We start from the raw sequence: 18,702 nt of genomic DNA, 5'->3' as shown, positions 1-18,702 counted from the left end.
TTAGCGATAGACTGCATTAAGGGCAAAAGGAGGTAGGCCGACGATTTCAGCGGGACGCTGAAACGGGAAAGCCCCTCCCGAGGAAGGGGCCTTAAATAAGGAAAGGGTCATGATGAAGTGGATCATCATCGTGGTGCTCTTAGTCGTTAGCTACCCAGCTTACTAAGACTACCAGGGCGGGGGAAACCCCGCTCTACCCTCACTCCTGAAAGTATGCCTTCACAATCAGATTGTCAATCCGCAGGCTTTGTAGTCTGCGATCCTGCCAGCAAATATTCTTTGCGAGACGTTACGCAATAATCACAGATGAAACTATTTTATCTACGCGTTAGCGATAGACTGCATTCAGGGCAAAAGGAGGTAGGCCGCCGATTTCAGCGGGACGCTGAAACGGGAAAGCCCCTCCCGAGGAAGGGGCCTTAAATAAGGAAAGGGTCATGATGAAGATACTCATCATCGTGGTGCTCTTAGTCATTAGCTTACCGGCTTACTAAGACTACCAGGGCGGGGGAAACCCCGCTCTACCCTCACTCCTGAAAGTATGCCTTCACAATCAGATTGTCAATCCGCAGGCTTTGTAGTCTGCGATCCTGCCAGCAAATATTCTTTGCGAGACGTTACGCAATAATCACATGTGAAACTATTTTATCTGCAAGTTAGCGATAGACTGCTTGCATGGCGAAAGGAGGTAGGCCGCCGATTTCAGCGGGACGCTGAAACGGGAAAGCCCCTCCCGAGGAAGGGGCCTTAAATAAGGAAAGGGTCATGATGAAGCTACTCATCATCGTGGTGCTCTTAGTTATTAGCTGGCCAGCTTACTAAGACTACCAGGGCGGGGGAAACCCCGCTCTACCCTCACTCCTGAAGTTATGTTACTCCACCCTTATTGTCAATCTGTAAGTCCACGTTCTTGCGGGGCGAATAGCAAAACCCTCTGCGCTTATGGGCCGAATTCTGAAAGTTGCTTTGCCTGCTCTTATTTCATTATTGCAGTCGGTATGATACCGGACCTCAATAATTCTCTAAGAAAGGATTTCTTATGAGCGAACAAATCACGTTTGCCACCAGCGATTTTGCCAGTAACCCGGAACCACGTTGCCCCTGCATTTTGCTGTTGGATGTTTCTGGTTCGATGAGTGGTAGACCTATTAATGAACTTAACGCCGGATTGGTTACCTTTCGCGATGAGCTGCTTGCCGATTCGCTGGCCTTAAAAAGAGTGGAACTCGGTATTGTGACGTTCGGCCCGGTGCATGTGGAACAACCATTTACCAGCGCCGCTAATTTTTTCCCGCCCATCCTGTTTGCCCAGGGCGATACACCAATGGGGGCCGCCATTACCAAAGCCCTGAATATGGTTGAGGAGCGCAAACGTGAGTATCGCGCCAATGGTATTTCCTATTATCGTCCGTGGATTTTCCTGATTACCGATGGCGCACCAACCGATGAGTGGCAGGCTGCTGCCAACAAGGTGTTTCAGGGGGAAGAAGATAAGAAGTTTGCCTTCTTTTCCATCGGTGTTCAGGGGGCGGATATGAAGACGCTGGCCCAAATCAGCGTTCGTCAGCCTTTGCCTCTTCAAGGATTACAATTCCGCGAACTGTTTAGCTGGTTATCCAGTTCGCTGCGTTCGGTTTCCCGCTCCACGCCGGGAATGGAAGTTGTACTGGAAGCGCCAAAAGGCTGGACGTCAGTGTGAGCTGGCGTCTGGTTTATGCATCAGCCGTTGGAACGTCGCACATCAGCGCTGACTTGTCTTGCCAGGATGCCTGCCAGATGCAGGTTGTCTGGCTAAATGACCAGCAGCCATTATTGACGGTATTTGTCGCTGATGGCGCAGGCAGCGTTTCGCAGGGTGGCGAAGGTGCGACGCTTGCCGTCAATGAAGCGATGGCTTATATGATGCAAAAAGTGCAGGGCGGGGAATTGGGGCTTAATGATGTCCTCGCAACGGATATTGTGCTGACCGTTCGTCAGCGACTTTTTGCCGAGGCGGAAGCTAAAGAATTAGCAGTTCGTGATTTTGCCTGCACGTTTCTGGGACTGATTTCATCGCCTAACGGCACATTGATTATGCAGATTGGCGATGGCGGCGTGGTGGTAGATTTGGGTCACGATCTGCAATTGCCGCTCACGCCGATGGTGGGTGAATATGCCAACATGACGCATTTCATTACCGATGAAGATGCCGTTTCCAGACTTGAAACTTTCACCAGCACTGAGCGTGCGCATAGAGTTGCAGCATTTACGGATGGTATTCAGAGACTGGCGTTAAATATGCTGGATAATTCTCCGCATGTGCCTTTCTTTACCCCGTTTTTCAATGGACTGGCGTCAGCAACGCAGGAACAACTCGATTTATTACCTGAATTGTTAAAGCAGTTTTTGTCCAGCCCAGCGGTAAACGAGCGTACCGATGATGATAAAACGTTAGCACTGGCTATGTGGACAGAATGAACATCGCATGGCGGTTGAAGACAACGGTTCAACCGCCAGTTTAAGCAATCAATATAATGGCTGGCTAGCGAACTAATTTTGCTCTTAGCTCGTCGGCTTCTTCTTTTGGATAGGTGACCAATAAAGGATCAATGGTATAACCACCGTAAATTTTATCCCCGCGCGTATACATCCAGTCTGAAATATCTTCTTTCTTGATTTTCCACTCCTGGCCATATTCTACGTTTGTAACAATACCAGGGTCATTGCTTATTATACCAATAAACATGCCGTTAGAATAAGTGACATCCGTGAGCCAGAAATGCTCGGTTTCTCCGCGATCGGTTATCGGGGCTTTGACTGCGAAAGTATCAGCATCTTTTTTATTCATAACTTCGATGAATTGATCGGTTTCTTTCCGCGCATGTTTAATCGCGTCAGACATCGCCTTTTTATCATAACCTCCTGTCACTAACGTATCCGAAATCTCACTAAAGCCCGCGGTAGTAAAAAATAGCAGACTCAACATAAGTAATATCTTTTTCATTTTTTCTCCAGAATCCCTGTGTAGTAAAAGTTAGCAAAAAACCTGTGGAAGTGAATCATTATCAGGTTGGAATTGAATTGTATCCTGATGAAATTGCATTATCATTTTTATTCTTGAGTGGGACTCTTCCAATATAGAAATAATTATAATGGGCAGTGTTATTATTCATTGAAATATAATATGACTGCCCTTGAAACATTATGAAGACAAATATAAAAGTATTTACATCGACAGGTGAATTGACCACTCTCGGGCGTGAACTGGGCAAAGGCGGCGAAGGCGCGGTTTATGATATCGAGGAGTTTGTCGATAGCGTTGCCAAGATTTATCACACACCTCCACCCGCCTTAAAACAGGACAAACTTAGCTTTATGGCTGCGACAGCTGACGCGCAGTTGTTGAATTATGTCGCCTGGCCGCAGGCAACGCTTCATAGTGGACGAGGTGGGAAGGTTATCGGTTTTATGATGCCAAAAGTTTCTGGTAAAGAACCGATTCATATGATCTATAGCCCGGCACATCGTCGTCAGAGTTACCCTCATTGCGCGTGGGATTTTCTCCTCTATGTTGCGCGCAATATTGCTTCATCTTTTGCTACGGTTCACGAGCACGGGCACGTCGTGGGTGACGTAAACCAGAACAGCTTTATGGTAGGCCGTGACAGCAAAGTGGTGTTGATTGATAGCGACTCCTTTCAGATTAACGCCACTGGAACGCTGCATTTATGCGAAGTCGGCGTGTCGCATTTTACGCCGCCAGAGCTGCAAACCTTGCCATCATTTGTCGGCTTTGAACGCACCGCGAATCACGATAATTTTGGCCTTGCGTTGCTGATTTTTCACGTATTGTTTGGTGGGCGGCATCCTTATTCTGGTGTGCCGCTTATCTCTGAGGCGGGTAATGCGCTGGAGACGGATATTGCCCATTTTCGTTATGCCTACGCGTCAGACAATCAGAGACGTGGCTTAAAACCGCCGCCACGATCGATTCCGCTATCGATGTTACCGGGTGATGTTGCAGCCATGTTTCAGCAGGCATTCACGGAAAGTGGCGTGGCAACCGGGCGTCCGACGGCAAAAGCGTGGGTTGCGGCACTTGATTTACTACGCCAACAATTAAAGAAATGTACCGTTTCAGCAATGCATGTTTACCCTTGTCATTTAACCGACTGCCCGTGGTGTGCGCTGGATAATCAAGGCGTTATCTATTTTATTGATCTCGGCGAAGAGGTCATTACCACCAGCGGTGATTTTGTGCTGGCGAAAGTCTGGGCGATGGTGATGGCGTCAGTAGCACCACCAGCATTGCAACTGCCATTACCCGATCATTTCCAACCAGCTGGCAGGCCGCTTCCTTTAGGCCTGTTACGGCGTGAATACATTATTCTGATTGAGATCACACTGTCAGCGTTATCGCTGTTGCTTTGCGGTCTTCAGGCAGAACCGCGTTATATTATTCTGGTGCCTGTGCTGGCGGCTATCTGGATTATTGGCAGTCTGACAAGCAAAGCTTACAAAGCAGAAGTCCAGCACCGTCGTGAGGTATTTAATCGTGCGAAAATGGACTATGACCATTTAGTCAGCCAGATCCAACAGTTGGGCGGGTTGGAAGGTTTTATCGCCAAACGGACGATGCTCGAAAAAATGAAGGACGAAATTCTCGGTTTACCGGAAGAAGAAAAGCGCGCGGTGGCAGCACTTCACGACACCGCAAGGGAACGGCAGAAGCAGAAGTTTCTGGAGGGATTTTTTATTGATGTTGCCTCTATTCCCGGCGTTGGCCCTGCGCGTAAAGCGGCGTTACGGTCTTTTGGTATTGAAACAGCAGCAGATGTTACCCGTCGTGGTGTTAAGCAAGTGAAAGGGTTTGGTGATCATCTGACACAGGCGGTTATCGACTGGAAAGCGAGTTGCGAACGCCGTTTTGTGTTCAGGCCGAATGAAGCGGTAACGCCAGCAGACAGACAAGCGGTAATGGCGAAAATGACCGCCAAACGACATCGGCTGGAATCGGCGCTGACTGTCGGCGCGACAGAGTTGCAGCGATTCCGCCTTCATGCTCCTGCACGGACCATGCCGTTGATGGAACCATTACGTCAGGCAGCGGAGAAACTGGCTCAGGCGCAGGCTGATTTAAGCCGCTGCTGAGCCATTTTTCAATTAACGAAACACCACTTCTGCCCAACGTGCCAGCCCGGCGGTAACCGACCCAAAGTCATCGCCGCCTGCAATCGGAATGCCCGGCAACTGTTCTGCCAGCGCTTTTTTAATCAGCGGCGATCGGGCGCTACCACCAGTCAGATAGATGACATCCGGTTTTTCCTGGGCGTTATCCAGCGCCAGTTGCACCTGTTCCAGAATTCGCGCCAGCGGCTGACTGAGGGCGTTTTCCAGCCCTTGTTGGCTAATCAGTGTTGCCAGCTCATCGCTGATAAACGGCAGCGATGCGCGGGTTTCCGCTGCGCTGGAAAGGGCGATTTTGCTCTCTTCCGCGCTGCGTACCAGCCGATAACTTAAACGCTGACGCCAGACTTTCTGTAACAGGGCCACTTTCTCCGGTTCGCGGGCGTCGCGTACCAGATCGTTAAGCAGACGACCGTTAGCACTACTGTAGAAATCACTCTGCGCAGGTACATCGTTGATGGCAACTGCATTCCACCACGGCAGGATCGGCAGGGCGATGCCTTTTTCAGTTTCGCCACCCATGCCCAGTAATGGCATCAGATTTTTAAACGCCAGTGCGATATCCAGATCGTTACCGCCAATACGGCAACCACTGTGACCCAGCAGGCTGGCTTCACGATCGAGGCGCGAACGCCACTGTGGCCCCATTAGCAGTAAAGAACAGTCAGTCGTACCACCGCCGATATCCACCACCAGTACGCGTTTTTCTTCCTGCAAGGTGGCTTCGTAATCCAGCCCAGCCGCCACCGGCTCGTACTGGAATACCACGTCCTTAAACCCGGCACGCTTCGCTGCACGCTCCAGAATCCCTTGTGCCTGGGCGTTTGCCTCATCGCCGCCCAGCCCCTGGAAGTTGATCGGGCGACCAATCACCGCCTGGGTAATCGCTTCTGGCAGCTGTGTCTGGGCCTGCTTGCGAATGTGCAACATCATTGCGCAGACCAGATCCTCAAACAGCGCCACCTGCTGCGGTTTTAAGCCGCTGGCACCGAGGAACGATTTTGGTGATTTAACAAACCACACTTCTTCCGGATCATCAATGTACTGCGCCAGTGAGGAAAGGCCGAACTGCACGCTTTTCGCCGTGACATCGATATCTTCTTCGCGGTTATAACGAATCGCCCGACGTAATAGCGCCTGCGTTTCATTGTCGTCTGCCGGAACATCATGATGGCGGTACAGCCATTCGCTTACCGCTTCACGCGTTGGCGCGCAAAGCATTGAAGGCAGCAGCGTGCTGTCGTTTTCCATTTTCAGTAATTGCGGTTTACCGTCACGCATGACCGCCACTGAACAGTTTGCTGTACCGTAATCAAAACCAATAAACACGAAATAATCCCCATGCCGGTGAAGAAGGGGCGTGACTTTAGCGAAATGTTGCCGTCGCGACAACCGGAATATGAAAGCAAAGCGCAGCGTCTGAATAACGTTTATGCTGAAAGCGGATTAACAAGGAGATGCGATGTATACCCTGAACTGGCAGCCGCCGTATGACTGGTCGTGGATGTTGGGTTTTCTCGCCGCCCGCGCGGTGAGCGGTGTGGAAACGGTCGCTGACGATTTTTATGCCCGTAGTCTGGCGGTGGGCGAATATCGCGGCGTGGTGACTGCTATTCCGGATATAGCCAGCCATACTCTGCACATAAATTTAAGTGCAGGTTTAGAACCTGTTGCCGCTGAGTGTCTGGCGAAAATGAGCCGCCTGTTTGATCTGCAATGTCACCCGCAGATTGTTAACGGTGCGTTGGGCAAGTTAGGCGCGGCGCGGCCCGGATTGCGTTTACCTGGTTGTGTTGATGCTTTTGAGCAGGGCGTGCGGGCGATTTTAGGCCAACTGGTGAGCGTGGCGATGGCGGCAAAATTGACCGCCAGAGTGGCACAGCTTTATGGCGAACGGCTGGATGATTTTCCGGAGTATGTCTGCTTCCCCACGCCTCAGCGGCTGGCTGCAGCCGACCCGCAGGCATTAAAAGCGTTAGGTATGCCGTTGAAACGGGCAGAGGCGCTGATTCATCTGGCAAATGCGGCGCTGGAGGGCACCTTACCAATGATAATACCGGGCGACGTAGAACAAGCGATGAAAAAACTGCAAACTTTTCCGGGTATCGGGCGCTGGACGGCGAATTATTTCGCCTTGCGCGGCTGGCAGGCGAAAGATGTTTTCCTGCCGGATGATTATCTGATTAAACAGCGATTTCCGGGAATGACACCGGCACAAATCCGCCGATATGCCGAGCGCTGGAAGCCCTGGCGTTCTTATGCGCTGTTGCATATCTGGTATACGGAAGGCTGGCAACCAGACGAAGCATGACGTTGGTCGCCGGATGCGGTGCGAGCGCCTTATCCGGCCTGGGGAATGAGCGATTTGTAGGCATGATAAGACGCGTTAGCGTCGCATCAGGCAATGGGCAAACGCTCCCTCAGTTAATCGCGAAATAACTGTTATTCACCAGCAAATCCAACGGTTGGGCATCGGCAATCACATCACCATAAATCAGATCAACGCCGATGCCAGAAAGCGTATCCATCACTAAGGGTAAAACAACTGGCCCGGCGATAGTCTTCACCCCGAGTCGCTGAGCGTGCCCCTGAATAATCGTAATCAGCATCTCATCCATCAAATTACCCTGCACGCTGGCGCATAGCTCACCGTCAAGTAGCAGGTAATCTGCCATATTCGCTTTCAGCGTGTTGAAAATTTGCAGATCGCGACCCACCTGGCTGAGCACTATCCGACATCCCGCCAGCCGTAGTTTTTGCACGCTTTCTGCGTGATCGAAAACCGCTTCTGCCGGAATAATCAGATGTAATAACCGTGGTGGTAGAGGGCTATTTTCCAGCTGCTCAATTAGTTCATTCACCAGCGAGGCGCTACTCAAACCGGCAACAGAAAGGGGGAGGGCGATGCTTAAGCCTTTACTGGCAATCGCTTTTGCGGTCTGCTGGAAAAATTCATTGAGTACCCGGCGGTCAAGAGCATGGTTAAGCGCCGGATCACTGAAGCTACGACGAAATGTTTGTTCATCAAAAATCTCGCCTTCGCAACCCCAGAGTTTTAGTGATATCAACCACAAATTACGCGCTTCCGGGATCCGTGGCGAAGCGACGCCGTGGGCGATCATCATCAACTGATTCTCTTTAATCATCCGCCACTGTTCATCAATCGACATCGCCGCCCGTTCGCTATGTGCGTCAGCATGCTGCGGTTCGTAAACTGTCACCCGGCCGCGGCCACCATTTTTGGAGGCATAACAGGCGATGTCAGCCTGCGACATCACTTCAACCGCCTGATGATTGTTGTCATCAATCAAGGTAATCCCGGCACTGGCACCTACCCGATGTACACGTCCTTCCCATATAAAGTGATAGTCATTCACGGCACTGATAATGCGTGTAGCGATAAAACGCGCACTTTCGACATTACAATCTGGCAGCAGCAGACCAAATTCATCGCCACCGAGTCGCGCCAGCACGTCGCTGGAGCGCAGCATACTCAGCATCAATGACGCCAGTTCGCGCAACAAAGCGTCGCCAGCGGCGTGTCCGGCGCTGTCATTCACCGCTTTAAAGCGATCAAGATCGATAAACACCAGTGCATGTCGCTGATGTGTACTGTTTACCGTTTGCAGCAGGATGCGTAGTTGCTTCTCAAAACTGGCGCGATTGGCGAGATGCGTCAGTGCATCATGGGAGGCGCTGTAGCTCAGCTGCCGTAACATTTTGCGTGATTCGGTGACGTCCTGAATCACCAGAACCGAACCAATATTGCTGCCATCCAGAGTACTTAGCGGTGTAATACTGTAATGCACGTCGTAGCTGCCGCCGCTTCGACAGTGCAACACTACATCTTGTTCAATCGCGGAACGCGAGGTGTCGGCACTGTAAATGTTCTCCATTAATGGCCCGTTGTCGCCAAAAGTAATATGCAACACCGTCAGGAGCGGAACACCTAACGCTTCTTCCTGCGTCCAGCCGCTCATCTTCTCCGCCACTGGATTCATAAAGGTAATTTTCATCGCCATGTCAATACAGACCACGGCTTCGCCGATGGAGTCCAGCGTAATATGCAGGCGCTCTTTTTCCTGAAACAGTGCCTCGTTAAGCTGTTTCACTTCAGTCATATCCATATTGATGCCAAGCAGGCGTTCAACTTCGCCTTCTTTATTCAGTACCCGGTTGGCGAGGGCGCGGATATGGCGGATACCGTCTTTCACGGCAATGCGAAATTCCAGTTTAAAGGGAGAGCGCGATTGCAATGAATCGCGAATCACTTTTTCGGCGTGCTGGCGATCTTCCGGCAGCACGCATTCGTACCACACCTGCCAGTTCGGTTTGATATGCGGAGGAATTTCATACAGCTCGAACATCCGCTTATCCCAGCTAAAAATATTCGGCTTTAGCTCCCACTCCCAGATGCCAATCCCGCCCGCTTCGTTAGCCAGCGTGATGCGCTCCATCAGTTGCTGGTTCACCTGTTCGGTGCGTTTTAGCTCGTTAATGTCTTCAATCTGAGCGATAAAATAGAGCGGCGTACCATCGGTGTGGCGCACCAGTGAGACGGCAAGCAACGCCCAGACAACATCGCCATTGCGGTTGTAGTAGCGTTTTTCCATTGAATAGGTGTTTATTTCACCGCTTATCAGCTTTTCAACCTGTTGCAGATCTTTATTGAGATCCTCCGGCCAGGTCAGTTGCTGAAAGGTAAGTCCGCGCAGTTCTTCCTGACTGTAACCGAGAAACTGGCAGAGCGCTTTGTTGGATTGCAGCCATTGCCCCTCGGTGCCCACTAATGCCATGCCGATGGCGGAATATTCCATCGCGTTCCGAAAGCGGGTTTCGCTTTCGGAAATGTGTTTGCGTTCCGCACGAAAGGCATACATCACCATCGTCATGATGTTGGCGGGCAGCAGGATCAGCAAAAACGGTAGCCACGGCATATGGCTCATCAGGTATGTACGCGGCGTAGCAAGCAGGGAGGGATCAGCGGCCATCATCAGTGACACCATCATCACCGTGGTAAGGAAGATCAAAAAGGCTTCCATTCGTGGCAGGCGCACGGCGCTCCACATCAACAGCACAATAATGAAAGTAAAAGGCCACGGCAGATACAGCATCGAAAGCCAGCTTAACGTCAGTGTGATGGCTAACGTGAGCAGCGACTCAAAAAGCAACCTTGGGTTGCGATGGCGCAGCAGATAGTGTGGTTTAAATAACAATCCCAGCGGCACCAGTGCCAGGGCGCCGATGGATTCTGACAGTACCCATATCAAAAATGCCCTGAGAGGATCGTCTCCGGGCGTCAGCAGGATAACCAGAATACCCCCTAACAGAGGTGGAACAATGGCGCTGCCGAGTGCCAGACGCAGCCAGTCAGCCAGATTTTGCAAGGGGTTATACCACGGCAGCAATTTACGCAGTAGCACTGCCCCGACCACGGCTTCAACAATATTGATGGTCGTCCAGGTCATGTTCAGCGAGCTGGTGGAAAAAAGCAGGATGGATGCGGCGATATTTCCCAGCGAGCAGCTCAGCGCTATTCCCGGCCACATGCGCCCGGCATGGCGATAAAACGCCACCATCATGATGGACGTCGGGAACCACAGTGGGGCGAGTTGGGTGCCAAACTGCGAAAGCTCAAGCGAGAAAAGGGTGAAGATAAACGAGACTAAACCTAAACTGACCAGGTGAAGCAGCGGGTGGGGCAGGGCAATTAATACATGCTGTGATTGTTTGCTCATTACCGCTTTATCCGCAAGACCAGGTCGCCAGTATTCGTTTCTGTGTTTATGCTAGTACAAAAGTTTTACATTTTATATGCGAATTGCTCATAAAGTGACGTAAAGGCGGATAATTTGCGCAACGACGTATAACATTTTTTACCTTGCATTAAAACTGAACAACGTAATTTGCCACCGGGAATTCTTCGTCAACAATTAACTCTGAGCGCGCGGCAGCGCTATTCGACTGGTATCAGGCGGATGAAATCCCTATAATTGCCGCGTTTGGCGCTTCGTCGCCCCCTTCCTAACATCCAGGTTAATCAGGTCGCTAAATATATGACTGATCAGTCTCATCAGTGCGTCATTATCGGTATCGCTGGCGCATCGGCTTCCGGCAAGAGTCTTATTGCCAGTACCCTTTATCGTGAATTACGTGAGCAAGTCGGTGATGAACACATCGGCGTAATTCCCGAAGACTGCTATTACAAAGATCAAAGCCATCTGTCGATGGAAGAACGCGTTAAGACCAACTACGACCATCCCAGCGCGATGGATCACAGCCTGCTGCTTGAGCATTTACAAGCATTGAAACGCGGCTCGGCAATTGACCTGCCGGTTTACAGCTATGTTGAACATACGCGTATGAAAGAAACGGTAAAGGTTGAGCCGAAGAAGGTCATCATTCTCGAAGGCATTTTGCTGCTGACGGATGCGCGTTTGCGTGATGAACTTAACTTCTCAATTTTCGTTGATACCCCGCTGGATATCTGCCTGATGCGCCGCATCAAGCGTGATGTTAACGAGCGTGGGCGTTCAATGGATTCCGTGATGGCGCAATATCAAAAAACTGTGCGCCCGATGTTCCTGCAATTCATTGAGCCATCTAAACAATATGCGGACATTATCGTGCCGCGCGGCGGGAAAAACCGCATCGCCATCGATATATTGAAAGCGAAAATAAGTCAGTTCTTTGAATAAGCTTGATAAATTGTGTACCGTTCAGTGATAACCTGGTATGCCCTTGACGTAATTGGCGTTAAGGGAGTGATGCGCGAAAGGAGAAAATGCCATGCGTCTGTGTGACCGAGATATTGAAGCCTGGCTTGATGAAGGCCGTTTGTCGATCAACCCACGTCCGCCAGTGGAGCGTATTAATGGCGCGACGGTGGATGTGCGCCTGGGCAATAAATTTCGTACCTTCCGTGGTCACACGGCAGCGTTTATCGATCTGAGCGGTCCCAAAGATGAAGTGAGCGCCGCGCTTGACCGCGTGATGAGCGATGAGATCGTACTCGATGAAAGCGAGGCGTTTTATCTTCACCCAGGAGAGCTGGCGCTGGCGGTGACGCTGGAGTCGGTGACGCTGCCAGCCGATCTGGTGGGATGGCTGGACGGTCGTTCCTCACTGGCGCGTCTGGGGCTTATGGTGCACGTCACCGCGCACCGTATCGATCCGGGCTGGTCTGGCTGCATTGTGCTGGAGTTCTACAACTCCGGTAAGCTGCCGCTGGCGTTGCGTCCGGGCATGTTAATTGGTGCGCTGAGCTTTGAGCCGCTTTCCGGCCCGGCGGCGCGACCTTACAACCGCCGTGAAGATGCGAAATATCGCAACCAGCAGGGCGCGGTAGCCAGCCGAATCGATAAAGACTAATTCAGGCCCATTGAGGATACCATGAGACGATTTCTGACGACGCTGATGATACTCCTGGTCGTGCTGGTGGCCGGGTTATCTGCGTTAGTGTTGCTGGTGAATCCGAATGATTTCCGCGACTATATGGTCAAGCAAGTTGCTGCACGTAGCGGTTATCAATTGCAGCTCGACGGGCCACTGCGTTGGCACGTCTGGCCGCAACTTAGTATCCTCTCCGGGCGAATGTCTCTCACTGCCCAGGGCGCGAGCCAGCCACTGGTTCGCGCAGACAACATGCGTCTGGACGTGGCGCTTTTACCACTGCTGAGTCATCAACTGAGCGTTAAGCAGGTGATGCTAAAAGGGGCAGTGATCCAACTGACGCCGCAGACGGAAGCGGTACGCAGCGAAGATGCCCCGGTTGCACCGCGCGACAATACCTTGCCGGATCTGTCAGACGATCGCGGATGGTCGTTTGATATATCCAGTCTTAAGGTGGCGGACAGCGTGCTGGTGTTCCAGCATGAAGATGACGAGCAGGTGACAATCCGTAATATCCGCCTGCAAATGGAACAAGATCCCCAACATCGTGGTTCATTTGAGTTCTCCGGGCGGGTTAATCGCGATCAGCGCGATCTCACGATATCCCTTAACGGTACGGTAGATGCTTCTGATTATCCGCATGATTTAACGGCGGCTATTGAACAAATTAACTGGCAGTTGCAGGGTGCCGATTTACCAAAACAAGGTATTCAGGGGCAGGGGAGTTTCCAGGCCCAGTGGCAGGAGTCACATAAACGCCTTTCATTTAACCAAATTAGTTTGACCGCCAATGACAGTACGCTGAGCGGGCAAGCACAGGTCACGCTGACAGAGAAACCGGAATGGCAGCTGAGACTGCAATTCCCGCAACTGAATCTTGACAACCTCATCCCGCTTAAAGAAACAGCGAACGGTGAAAACGGTGCCGCGCAGCAGGGGCAGAGCCAATCCACGTTGCCGCGCCCGGTCATTTCTTCGCGTATTGATGAACCGGCCTATCAGGGATTGCAAGGCTTTACGGCTGATATTTTGTTGCAGGCCAGTAACGTGCGCTGGCGCGGAATGAATTTTACAGACGTTGCCACGCAAATGACCAACAAGTCGGGTTTGCTGGAAATTACTCAACTGCAGGGCAAGCTTAACGGTGGACAGGTTTCGCTGCCGGGCACGCTGGACGCGACATCAATAAGTCCGCGGATAATCTTCCAGCCACGGCTGGAAAACGTTGAGATTGGCACCATTCTGAAGGCGTTTAACTATCCGATTTCGTTGACCGGAAAGATGTCACTTGCGGGTGATTTCTCCGGTGCTGACATAGATGCCGACGCATTCCGCAACAACTGGCAAGGGCAGGCGCATGTTGAGATGACCGACACACGCATGGAAGGGATGAACTTCCAGCAGATGATTCAGCAAGCGGTAGAGCGTAATGGTGGTGATGTGAAGGCCGCTGAAAACTTCGATAACGTGACGCGTCTTGACCGCTTTACCACCGATTTGACGTTGAAGGATGGCGTCGTGACGTTAAACGACATGCAAGGTCAATCGCCTGTGCTGGCGCTGACAGGGGAAGGCATGTTGAATTTGGCAGATCAAACCTGCGACACCCAGTTTGATATTCGGGTCGTGGGTGGCTGGAACGGGGAAAGCAAACTGATTGATTTCCTCAAAGAAACGCCAGTACCGCTGCGGGTTTATGGCAACTGGCAGCAACTTAATTACAGCCTGCAAGTGGACCAGCTGCTACGCAAACATCTACAGGACGAAGCGAAACGTCGCCTGAATGACTGGGCCGAGCGGAATAAAGATTCCCGCAATGGCAAAGATGTGAAGAAGTTGCTGGAGAAGATGTAAGTCATCCAGATGACATATGCTGTAGGCCTGATAAGACGCGTAAGCGTCGCATCAGGCAATCACGTAGATTACTTTCAGCAAAGATGAATCATCTGTATAAGTAAGATACTTCAGCGAGGGTGTTGGTCCGGCTGTAAATCGCCGAATCGTTTCCTGTAGGCCGGGGCAGCCCACATGGATGTGGGCTGAGGGCGCGTTTTACAGGGATGTTACCTCGCGCCCGTACCCGATAGCCGAAAGGAATAAGATGAGGGGACCGCGCTAGCGGCGATTTACCGCCGGGAGCCCGGGTTGCCAGGGTGGTGGCGATTGAGCCACCCTGGCACGTTCACCGGCTTGAGCGTTCCAAAGTAGCGAGGAACATAAAGTGAACGGAACAGCCTCTAATGTCACATACTCTCCCGGTTGAATGAAACGCCTGATGCGACGCTTACGCGTCTTATCAGGCCTACATGCCATCACACCTCATACTCCATTTCGCCATCCTTATGCAGCGGAATAATCTGCACCTTCTGCACGCGATGGCTTTCCACCTGCAATGTTTTAAGCAAATAATCCCCCACCTGAACTTCTTCGCCAGGTTTTGGAATGCGCTGTAAATATTCCATCAGCAGCCCGGCAATGGTGTGATATTCACGTTTCTCATCCAGCGGCAGTGGTACATATTGCACCAGATCTTCCAGCGGCATATGACCATTCGCTGTCCAGGAACCGTCGGCATTTTTCTGAATATCATGACGGGCATCGATCTCTTCCACTTCGTTTGGCAAGTTACCAGCAATGGTTTCAGTGACGTCACTTAATGTCACAATCCCTTCCACCGAGCCAAACTCATCCACCACAAAAGCAAAGTGCGTGCGGGCATTACGGAACTGCTCCAGGGCAGGTAACAACGGTAAAGTTTCCGGGAACACCAGCGGCTGGCGAATCAACACCCGCAGGTTGAGCGGTTCGCCACGCAGTGACTGTTGTAGCAGGTCGATAACGTGAACAACACCGAGCAAATCTTCTGCGTCATCGCCGTCGGTAACGACCAGACGCGTATGCTGATTTCGCTCCAGCAACTGGCGGATTTCTTCTTCCGGCGCGTTGAGATCGATATGCTCAATATCGTGGCGCGACGTCATAATGCTGCTGACGGTACGCTGGTTAAGATTAAGTACCCGCTCAATCATCCGCCGTTCCTGCGGATTAAAGATCTGCTGGTTACCATGATCCACCAGCATGGACGCGGTTTCGGCATCCAGTTCCGCATCTTCTTTTTGCCCGCTTAACAAGCGCATTACCGCTTCGGTAGTTCGCTGGCGCAGCGTCTGGTTAGCGGAGAGAAAACGTCGCCGGTTAAAGATGGCAAGTTGATTGAGCGCCTCGATCATTACCGAGAAACCAATGGCAGCATACAGATAGCCTTTCGGAATGACGAAGCCGAAACCTTCCGCCACCAGGCTAAAGCCAATCATCAACAGGAAACTTAGGCAGAGTATGACGATGGTCGGGTGACTGTTAACAAATTGCGTTAACGGCTTGCTGGCCATCAGCATCAGGCTGATCGCGATAACCACGGCGGCCATCATGACCAGTAAATGGTCGACCATCCCGACGGCAGTAATCACCGAGTCAAGTGAGAAGATGGCGTCCAGCACCACAATTTGCGTCACCACGCCCCAGAACTTCGCACCTTTGCGTTGCGTGGGGTTATTGCTGTCTTTCCCCTCCAGCCGTTCGTTCAACTCCATCGTGGCTTTGAACAGCAGGAAGAAACCACCAAACAGCATGATTAAGTCGCGGGCGCTAAAGGTAAACGAGCGGAAGCTGAACAGTGGTTGGGTCAGGGTGACCAGCCAGGAGATTGACGCCAGCAGTAACAGGCGCATTAACATTGCCAGCAGCAGCCCGGTAATCCGTGCGCGGTCGCGCTGCTTCGGCGGTAGTTTTTCGGCGAGGATGGCAATAAAGACCAGGTTATCAATGCCGAGGACCAGTTCGATCACAATCAGCGTGATTAACCCGGCCCAGATAGACGGATCGGCAATCCATTCCATAGTAAGTACAAAACCTATTCGTTGTATGACAAATGTCACAATTCGATCATGGATAAATCGGGGCAAAAATGCAATGTTGCAGCACTATTTATCTCATATAATTTGAGGGTTATAACCTCACATTATCCCTGAATTAAAAGTGGCAATAATAAAACATTATTTAAGAAATATCGCATATGGAGACACTATATTAATTATTGTCAACCTAAAGAAATTCCTAAAAAACATATTGATTGACACTTAATATAATTCTTAAAAATAGCCAATTGCCGAATTGTTACCTTGCCTGCTATTCCGTTAGCTGTAACACTTCCTCCTGCATTATTGGAAGCCAATATTCAATTACCATAATGCCACCTTATATCTGGAAAATTAATTCACGGAATAACGCTTTTTCATAATCAACTGCATGATGAAAGAGTTAGAAAATCTAAACTAAATCAGTGTATTGGTAGCTAAAAAGCCAGGGGCGGTAGCGTGTCTGGACGCCTGAAAGACCAGTCTGAATTATTCTGTCAATAGCCTGCGGATGAAATCAATTTTTTTAGGACTGATGCCAGTTAAATTTTTATTCAATTAACTGCAAGGTAAATGTGCATGGCGACATTGCTATTAATAGTGCACAGGATAATTACTCTGCCAAAGTGATAAATAAACAATGATGAAATCCAAAATGAAATTGATGCCATTATTGGTGTCAGTAACCTTGATAAGCGGTTGCACAGTACTTCCGGGCAGCAATATGTCGACGATGGGTAAAGACGTCATCAAACAGCAGGATGCTGATTTCGATCTCGACAAAATGGTGAATGTTTATCCGCTGACCCCGCGCCTGATTGATCAATTACGCCCACGCCCGAACGTCGCGCGCCCCAATATGACGCTGGAAAGCGAGATTGCCAATTATCAATATCGTGTCGGGCCGGGCGACGTTCTTAATGTCACCGTCTGGGATCACCCGGAACTCACCACGCCAGCTGGTCAGTACCGCAGCTCCAGCGACACCGGCAACTGGGTACAGCCTGACGGCACTATGTTCTACCCGTATATCGGCAAGGTTCACGTGGTGGGGAAAACGCTCGCTGAAATCCGCAGTGATATTACCGGGCGCTTAGCGACGTACATCGCTGACCCACAGGTGGACGTTAATATCGCCGCCTTCCGCTCGCAAAAGGCCTATATCTCCGGTCAGGTGAATAAATCCGGTCAACAGGCGATCACCAACGTACCATTGACCATTCTCGACGCCATTAACGCCGCAGGTGGCCTGACCGATACCGCTGACTGGCGCAACGTGGTGCTAACACACAATGGTCGTGAAGAACGCATTTCTTTGCAGGCGCTGATGCAAAACGGTGACCTCAATCAGAATCGACTGCTTTACCCCGGCGATATCCTCTACGTGCCGCGTAATGATGATCTGAAAGTGTTTGTGATGGGTGAAGTGAAGAAACAGAGCACCCTGAAAATGGACTTTAGCGGCATGACCTTGACTGAAGCCCTGGGCAATGCCGAAGGTATCGACATGACCACCTCCAACGCCAGCGGCATCTTTGTCATTCGTCCGCTGAAAGGCGAGGGTGGGCGAAACGGCAAGATCGCCAATATCTACCAACTGGATATGTCCGATGCCACGTCGCTGGTGATGGCGACAGAATTCCGCCTGCAGCCTTATGACGTGGTGTATGTCACCACCGCCCCGGTTTCCCGCTGGAACCGTCTGATCAATCAGTTGCTGCCAACTATTAGCGGTGTCCGTTACATGACGGATACAGCCAGCGACATTCATAACTGGTAATCGTCATGTTTAACAACATCTTAGTTGTCTGTGTCGGCAATATTTGCCGTTCCCCGACGGCGGAACGCTTACTGCAACGTTATCACCCTGAGCTGAAAGTAGAATCCGCTGGTCTCGGCGCACTGGTCGGTAAAGGGGCTGATCCTACTGCCATCAGTGTTGCTGCAGAACATCAACTGTCTCTGGAAGGTCACTGTGCCCGTCAAATCAGCCGCAGCCTGTGTCGCAACTACGACCTGATTTTGACCATGGAAAAGCGCCATATCGAACGCTTATGCGAGATGGCACCTGAGATGCGCGGCAAAGTGATGCTGTTTGGTCACTGGGATAACGAATGTGAAATCCCCGATCCGTATCGCAAAAGCCGGGAAACGTTTGCAGCGGTGTACACATTACTTGAACGGTCTGCCCGCCAGTGGGCGCAGGCATTGAACGCAGAGCAGGTATAAC

General features: G+C 51.0%; 16 protein-coding genes. 12 read left to right on the top strand and 4 right to left on the bottom strand.

Translation table 11 applies throughout. The features are described from left to right. The first annotated feature begins 109 nt into the window (after nt 1–109). From QUE74_RS29475 to QUE74_RS13365, 5 genes are all read left to right on the top strand, one after another. Nucleotides 110–166 carry a type I toxin-antitoxin system Ibs family toxin gene (locus tag QUE74_RS29475; protein ID WP_100733666.1) on the top strand — a complete coding sequence of 19 codons (57 nt, stop codon included), beginning with the start codon at nt 110–112 and terminating at the stop codon, nt 164–166. A 271-nt stretch (nt 167–437) separates the two neighbouring features. After that, nucleotides 438–494, top strand: coding sequence for a type I toxin-antitoxin system Ibs family toxin (locus QUE74_RS13380; RefSeq protein ID WP_100733667.1), 57 nt, complete (start codon nt 438–440; stop codon nt 492–494). 271 nt (nt 495–765) lie between these two features. Continuing rightward, nucleotides 766–822: a type I toxin-antitoxin system Ibs family toxin gene (locus tag QUE74_RS13375; RefSeq protein WP_100249772.1), complete on the top strand. Its 57-nt coding sequence runs from the start codon at nt 766–768 to the stop codon at nt 820–822. Between the two features lie 217 nt (nt 823–1,039). After that, a complete protein-coding gene (locus QUE74_RS13370) occupies nt 1,040–1,699 on the top strand; it encodes a vWA domain-containing protein (protein WP_000003193.1) in 660 nt (219 codons plus the stop codon). Then, nucleotides 1,696–2,457, top strand: coding sequence for a PP2C family serine/threonine-protein phosphatase (locus QUE74_RS13365; RefSeq protein ID WP_000119088.1), 762 nt, complete (start codon nt 1,696–1,698; stop codon nt 2,455–2,457). Before QUE74_RS13370 ends, QUE74_RS13365 begins: the two co-directional genes overlap by 4 nt. Before the next feature lie 64 nt (nt 2,458–2,521). Here the strand turns inward: QUE74_RS13365 and QUE74_RS13360 are convergent, their stop codons facing one another. Continuing rightward, nucleotides 2,522–2,983 carry a YegJ family protein gene (locus QUE74_RS13360; protein WP_000722343.1) on the bottom strand — a complete coding sequence of 154 codons (462 nt, stop codon included), beginning with the start codon at nt 2,981–2,983 and terminating at the stop codon, nt 2,522–2,524. Nucleotides 2,984–3,183: 200 nt separating this feature from the next. Between QUE74_RS13360 and yegI the strand changes: the two genes are divergently transcribed. Further along, nucleotides 3,184–5,130, top strand: coding sequence for a protein kinase YegI (gene yegI / locus QUE74_RS13355; protein WP_000856097.1), 1,947 nt, complete (start codon nt 3,184–3,186; stop codon nt 5,128–5,130). 12 nt (nt 5,131–5,142) lie between these two features. On the opposite strand, the gene yegD is transcribed toward yegI, so the two are convergent. Next, nucleotides 5,143–6,495, bottom strand: coding sequence for a molecular chaperone (gene yegD, locus QUE74_RS13350; protein WP_000469746.1), 1,353 nt, complete (start codon nt 6,493–6,495; stop codon nt 5,143–5,145). 133 nt (nt 6,496–6,628) lie between these two features. Here yegD and alkA point away from each other — a divergent pair, with 133 nt between their 5' ends. Then, the gene (gene alkA / locus QUE74_RS13345; protein WP_000288364.1) at nt 6,629–7,477 is read left to right on the top strand and encodes a DNA-3-methyladenine glycosylase 2; all 849 of its coding nucleotides are present in this window, start codon (nt 6,629–6,631) and stop codon (nt 7,475–7,477) included. 109 nt (nt 7,478–7,586) lie between these two features. On the opposite strand, the gene QUE74_RS13340 is transcribed toward alkA, so the two are convergent. Beyond that, on the bottom strand, nt 7,587–10,904 hold the full coding sequence (locus QUE74_RS13340) for a diguanylate cyclase (protein ID WP_000043732.1): 3,318 nt from the start codon (nt 10,902–10,904) through the stop codon (nt 7,587–7,589). 318 nt (nt 10,905–11,222) lie between these two features. On the opposite strand from QUE74_RS13340, the gene udk reads away from it, so the two are divergent. The 3 genes from udk to asmA all read left to right on the top strand — a co-directional run bounded on the left by udk (nt 11,223) and on the right by asmA (nt 14,412). Continuing rightward, nucleotides 11,223–11,864 carry a uridine kinase gene (udk, locus tag QUE74_RS13335; RefSeq protein WP_000132077.1) on the top strand — a complete coding sequence of 214 codons (642 nt, stop codon included), beginning with the start codon at nt 11,223–11,225 and terminating at the stop codon, nt 11,862–11,864. Nucleotides 11,865–11,955: 91 nt separating this feature from the next. Continuing rightward, nucleotides 11,956–12,537 carry a dCTP deaminase gene (gene dcd / locus QUE74_RS13330; RefSeq protein WP_001234777.1) on the top strand — a complete coding sequence of 194 codons (582 nt, stop codon included), beginning with the start codon at nt 11,956–11,958 and terminating at the stop codon, nt 12,535–12,537. A 21-nt stretch (nt 12,538–12,558) separates the two neighbouring features. Continuing rightward, nucleotides 12,559–14,412: an outer membrane assembly protein AsmA gene (gene asmA / locus QUE74_RS13325; protein WP_001252316.1), complete on the top strand. Its 1,854-nt coding sequence runs from the start codon at nt 12,559–12,561 to the stop codon at nt 14,410–14,412. Nucleotides 14,413–14,870: 458 nt separating this feature from the next. On the opposite strand, the gene QUE74_RS13320 is transcribed toward asmA, so the two are convergent. After that, nucleotides 14,871–16,454, bottom strand: coding sequence for a TerC family protein (locus tag QUE74_RS13320; protein WP_001354755.1), 1,584 nt, complete (start codon nt 16,452–16,454; stop codon nt 14,871–14,873). Nucleotides 16,455–17,112: 658 nt separating this feature from the next. Between QUE74_RS13320 and wza the strand changes: the two genes are divergently transcribed. Together wza and wzb are read left to right on the top strand one after the other, a co-directional pair. Continuing rightward, on the top strand, nt 17,113–18,252 hold the full coding sequence (wza, locus tag QUE74_RS13315) for a polysaccharide export protein Wza (RefSeq protein ID WP_000978094.1): 1,140 nt from the start codon (nt 17,113–17,115) through the stop codon (nt 18,250–18,252). A 5-nt stretch (nt 18,253–18,257) separates the two neighbouring features. Beyond that, nucleotides 18,258–18,701 carry a low molecular weight protein-tyrosine-phosphatase Wzb gene (gene wzb / locus QUE74_RS13310; protein ID WP_000482918.1) on the top strand — a complete coding sequence of 148 codons (444 nt, stop codon included), beginning with the start codon at nt 18,258–18,260 and terminating at the stop codon, nt 18,699–18,701. Nucleotide 18,702: the final 1 nt, after the last annotated feature.

Origin of the sequence: Escherichia sp. 10290 (assembly GCF_030295155.1) — a bacterium.
In the GTDB taxonomy this organism is placed as follows: domain Bacteria; phylum Pseudomonadota; class Gammaproteobacteria; order Enterobacterales; family Enterobacteriaceae; genus Escherichia; species Escherichia coli_F.
This window is presented reverse-complemented; position numbering and strand designations above follow the sequence as displayed.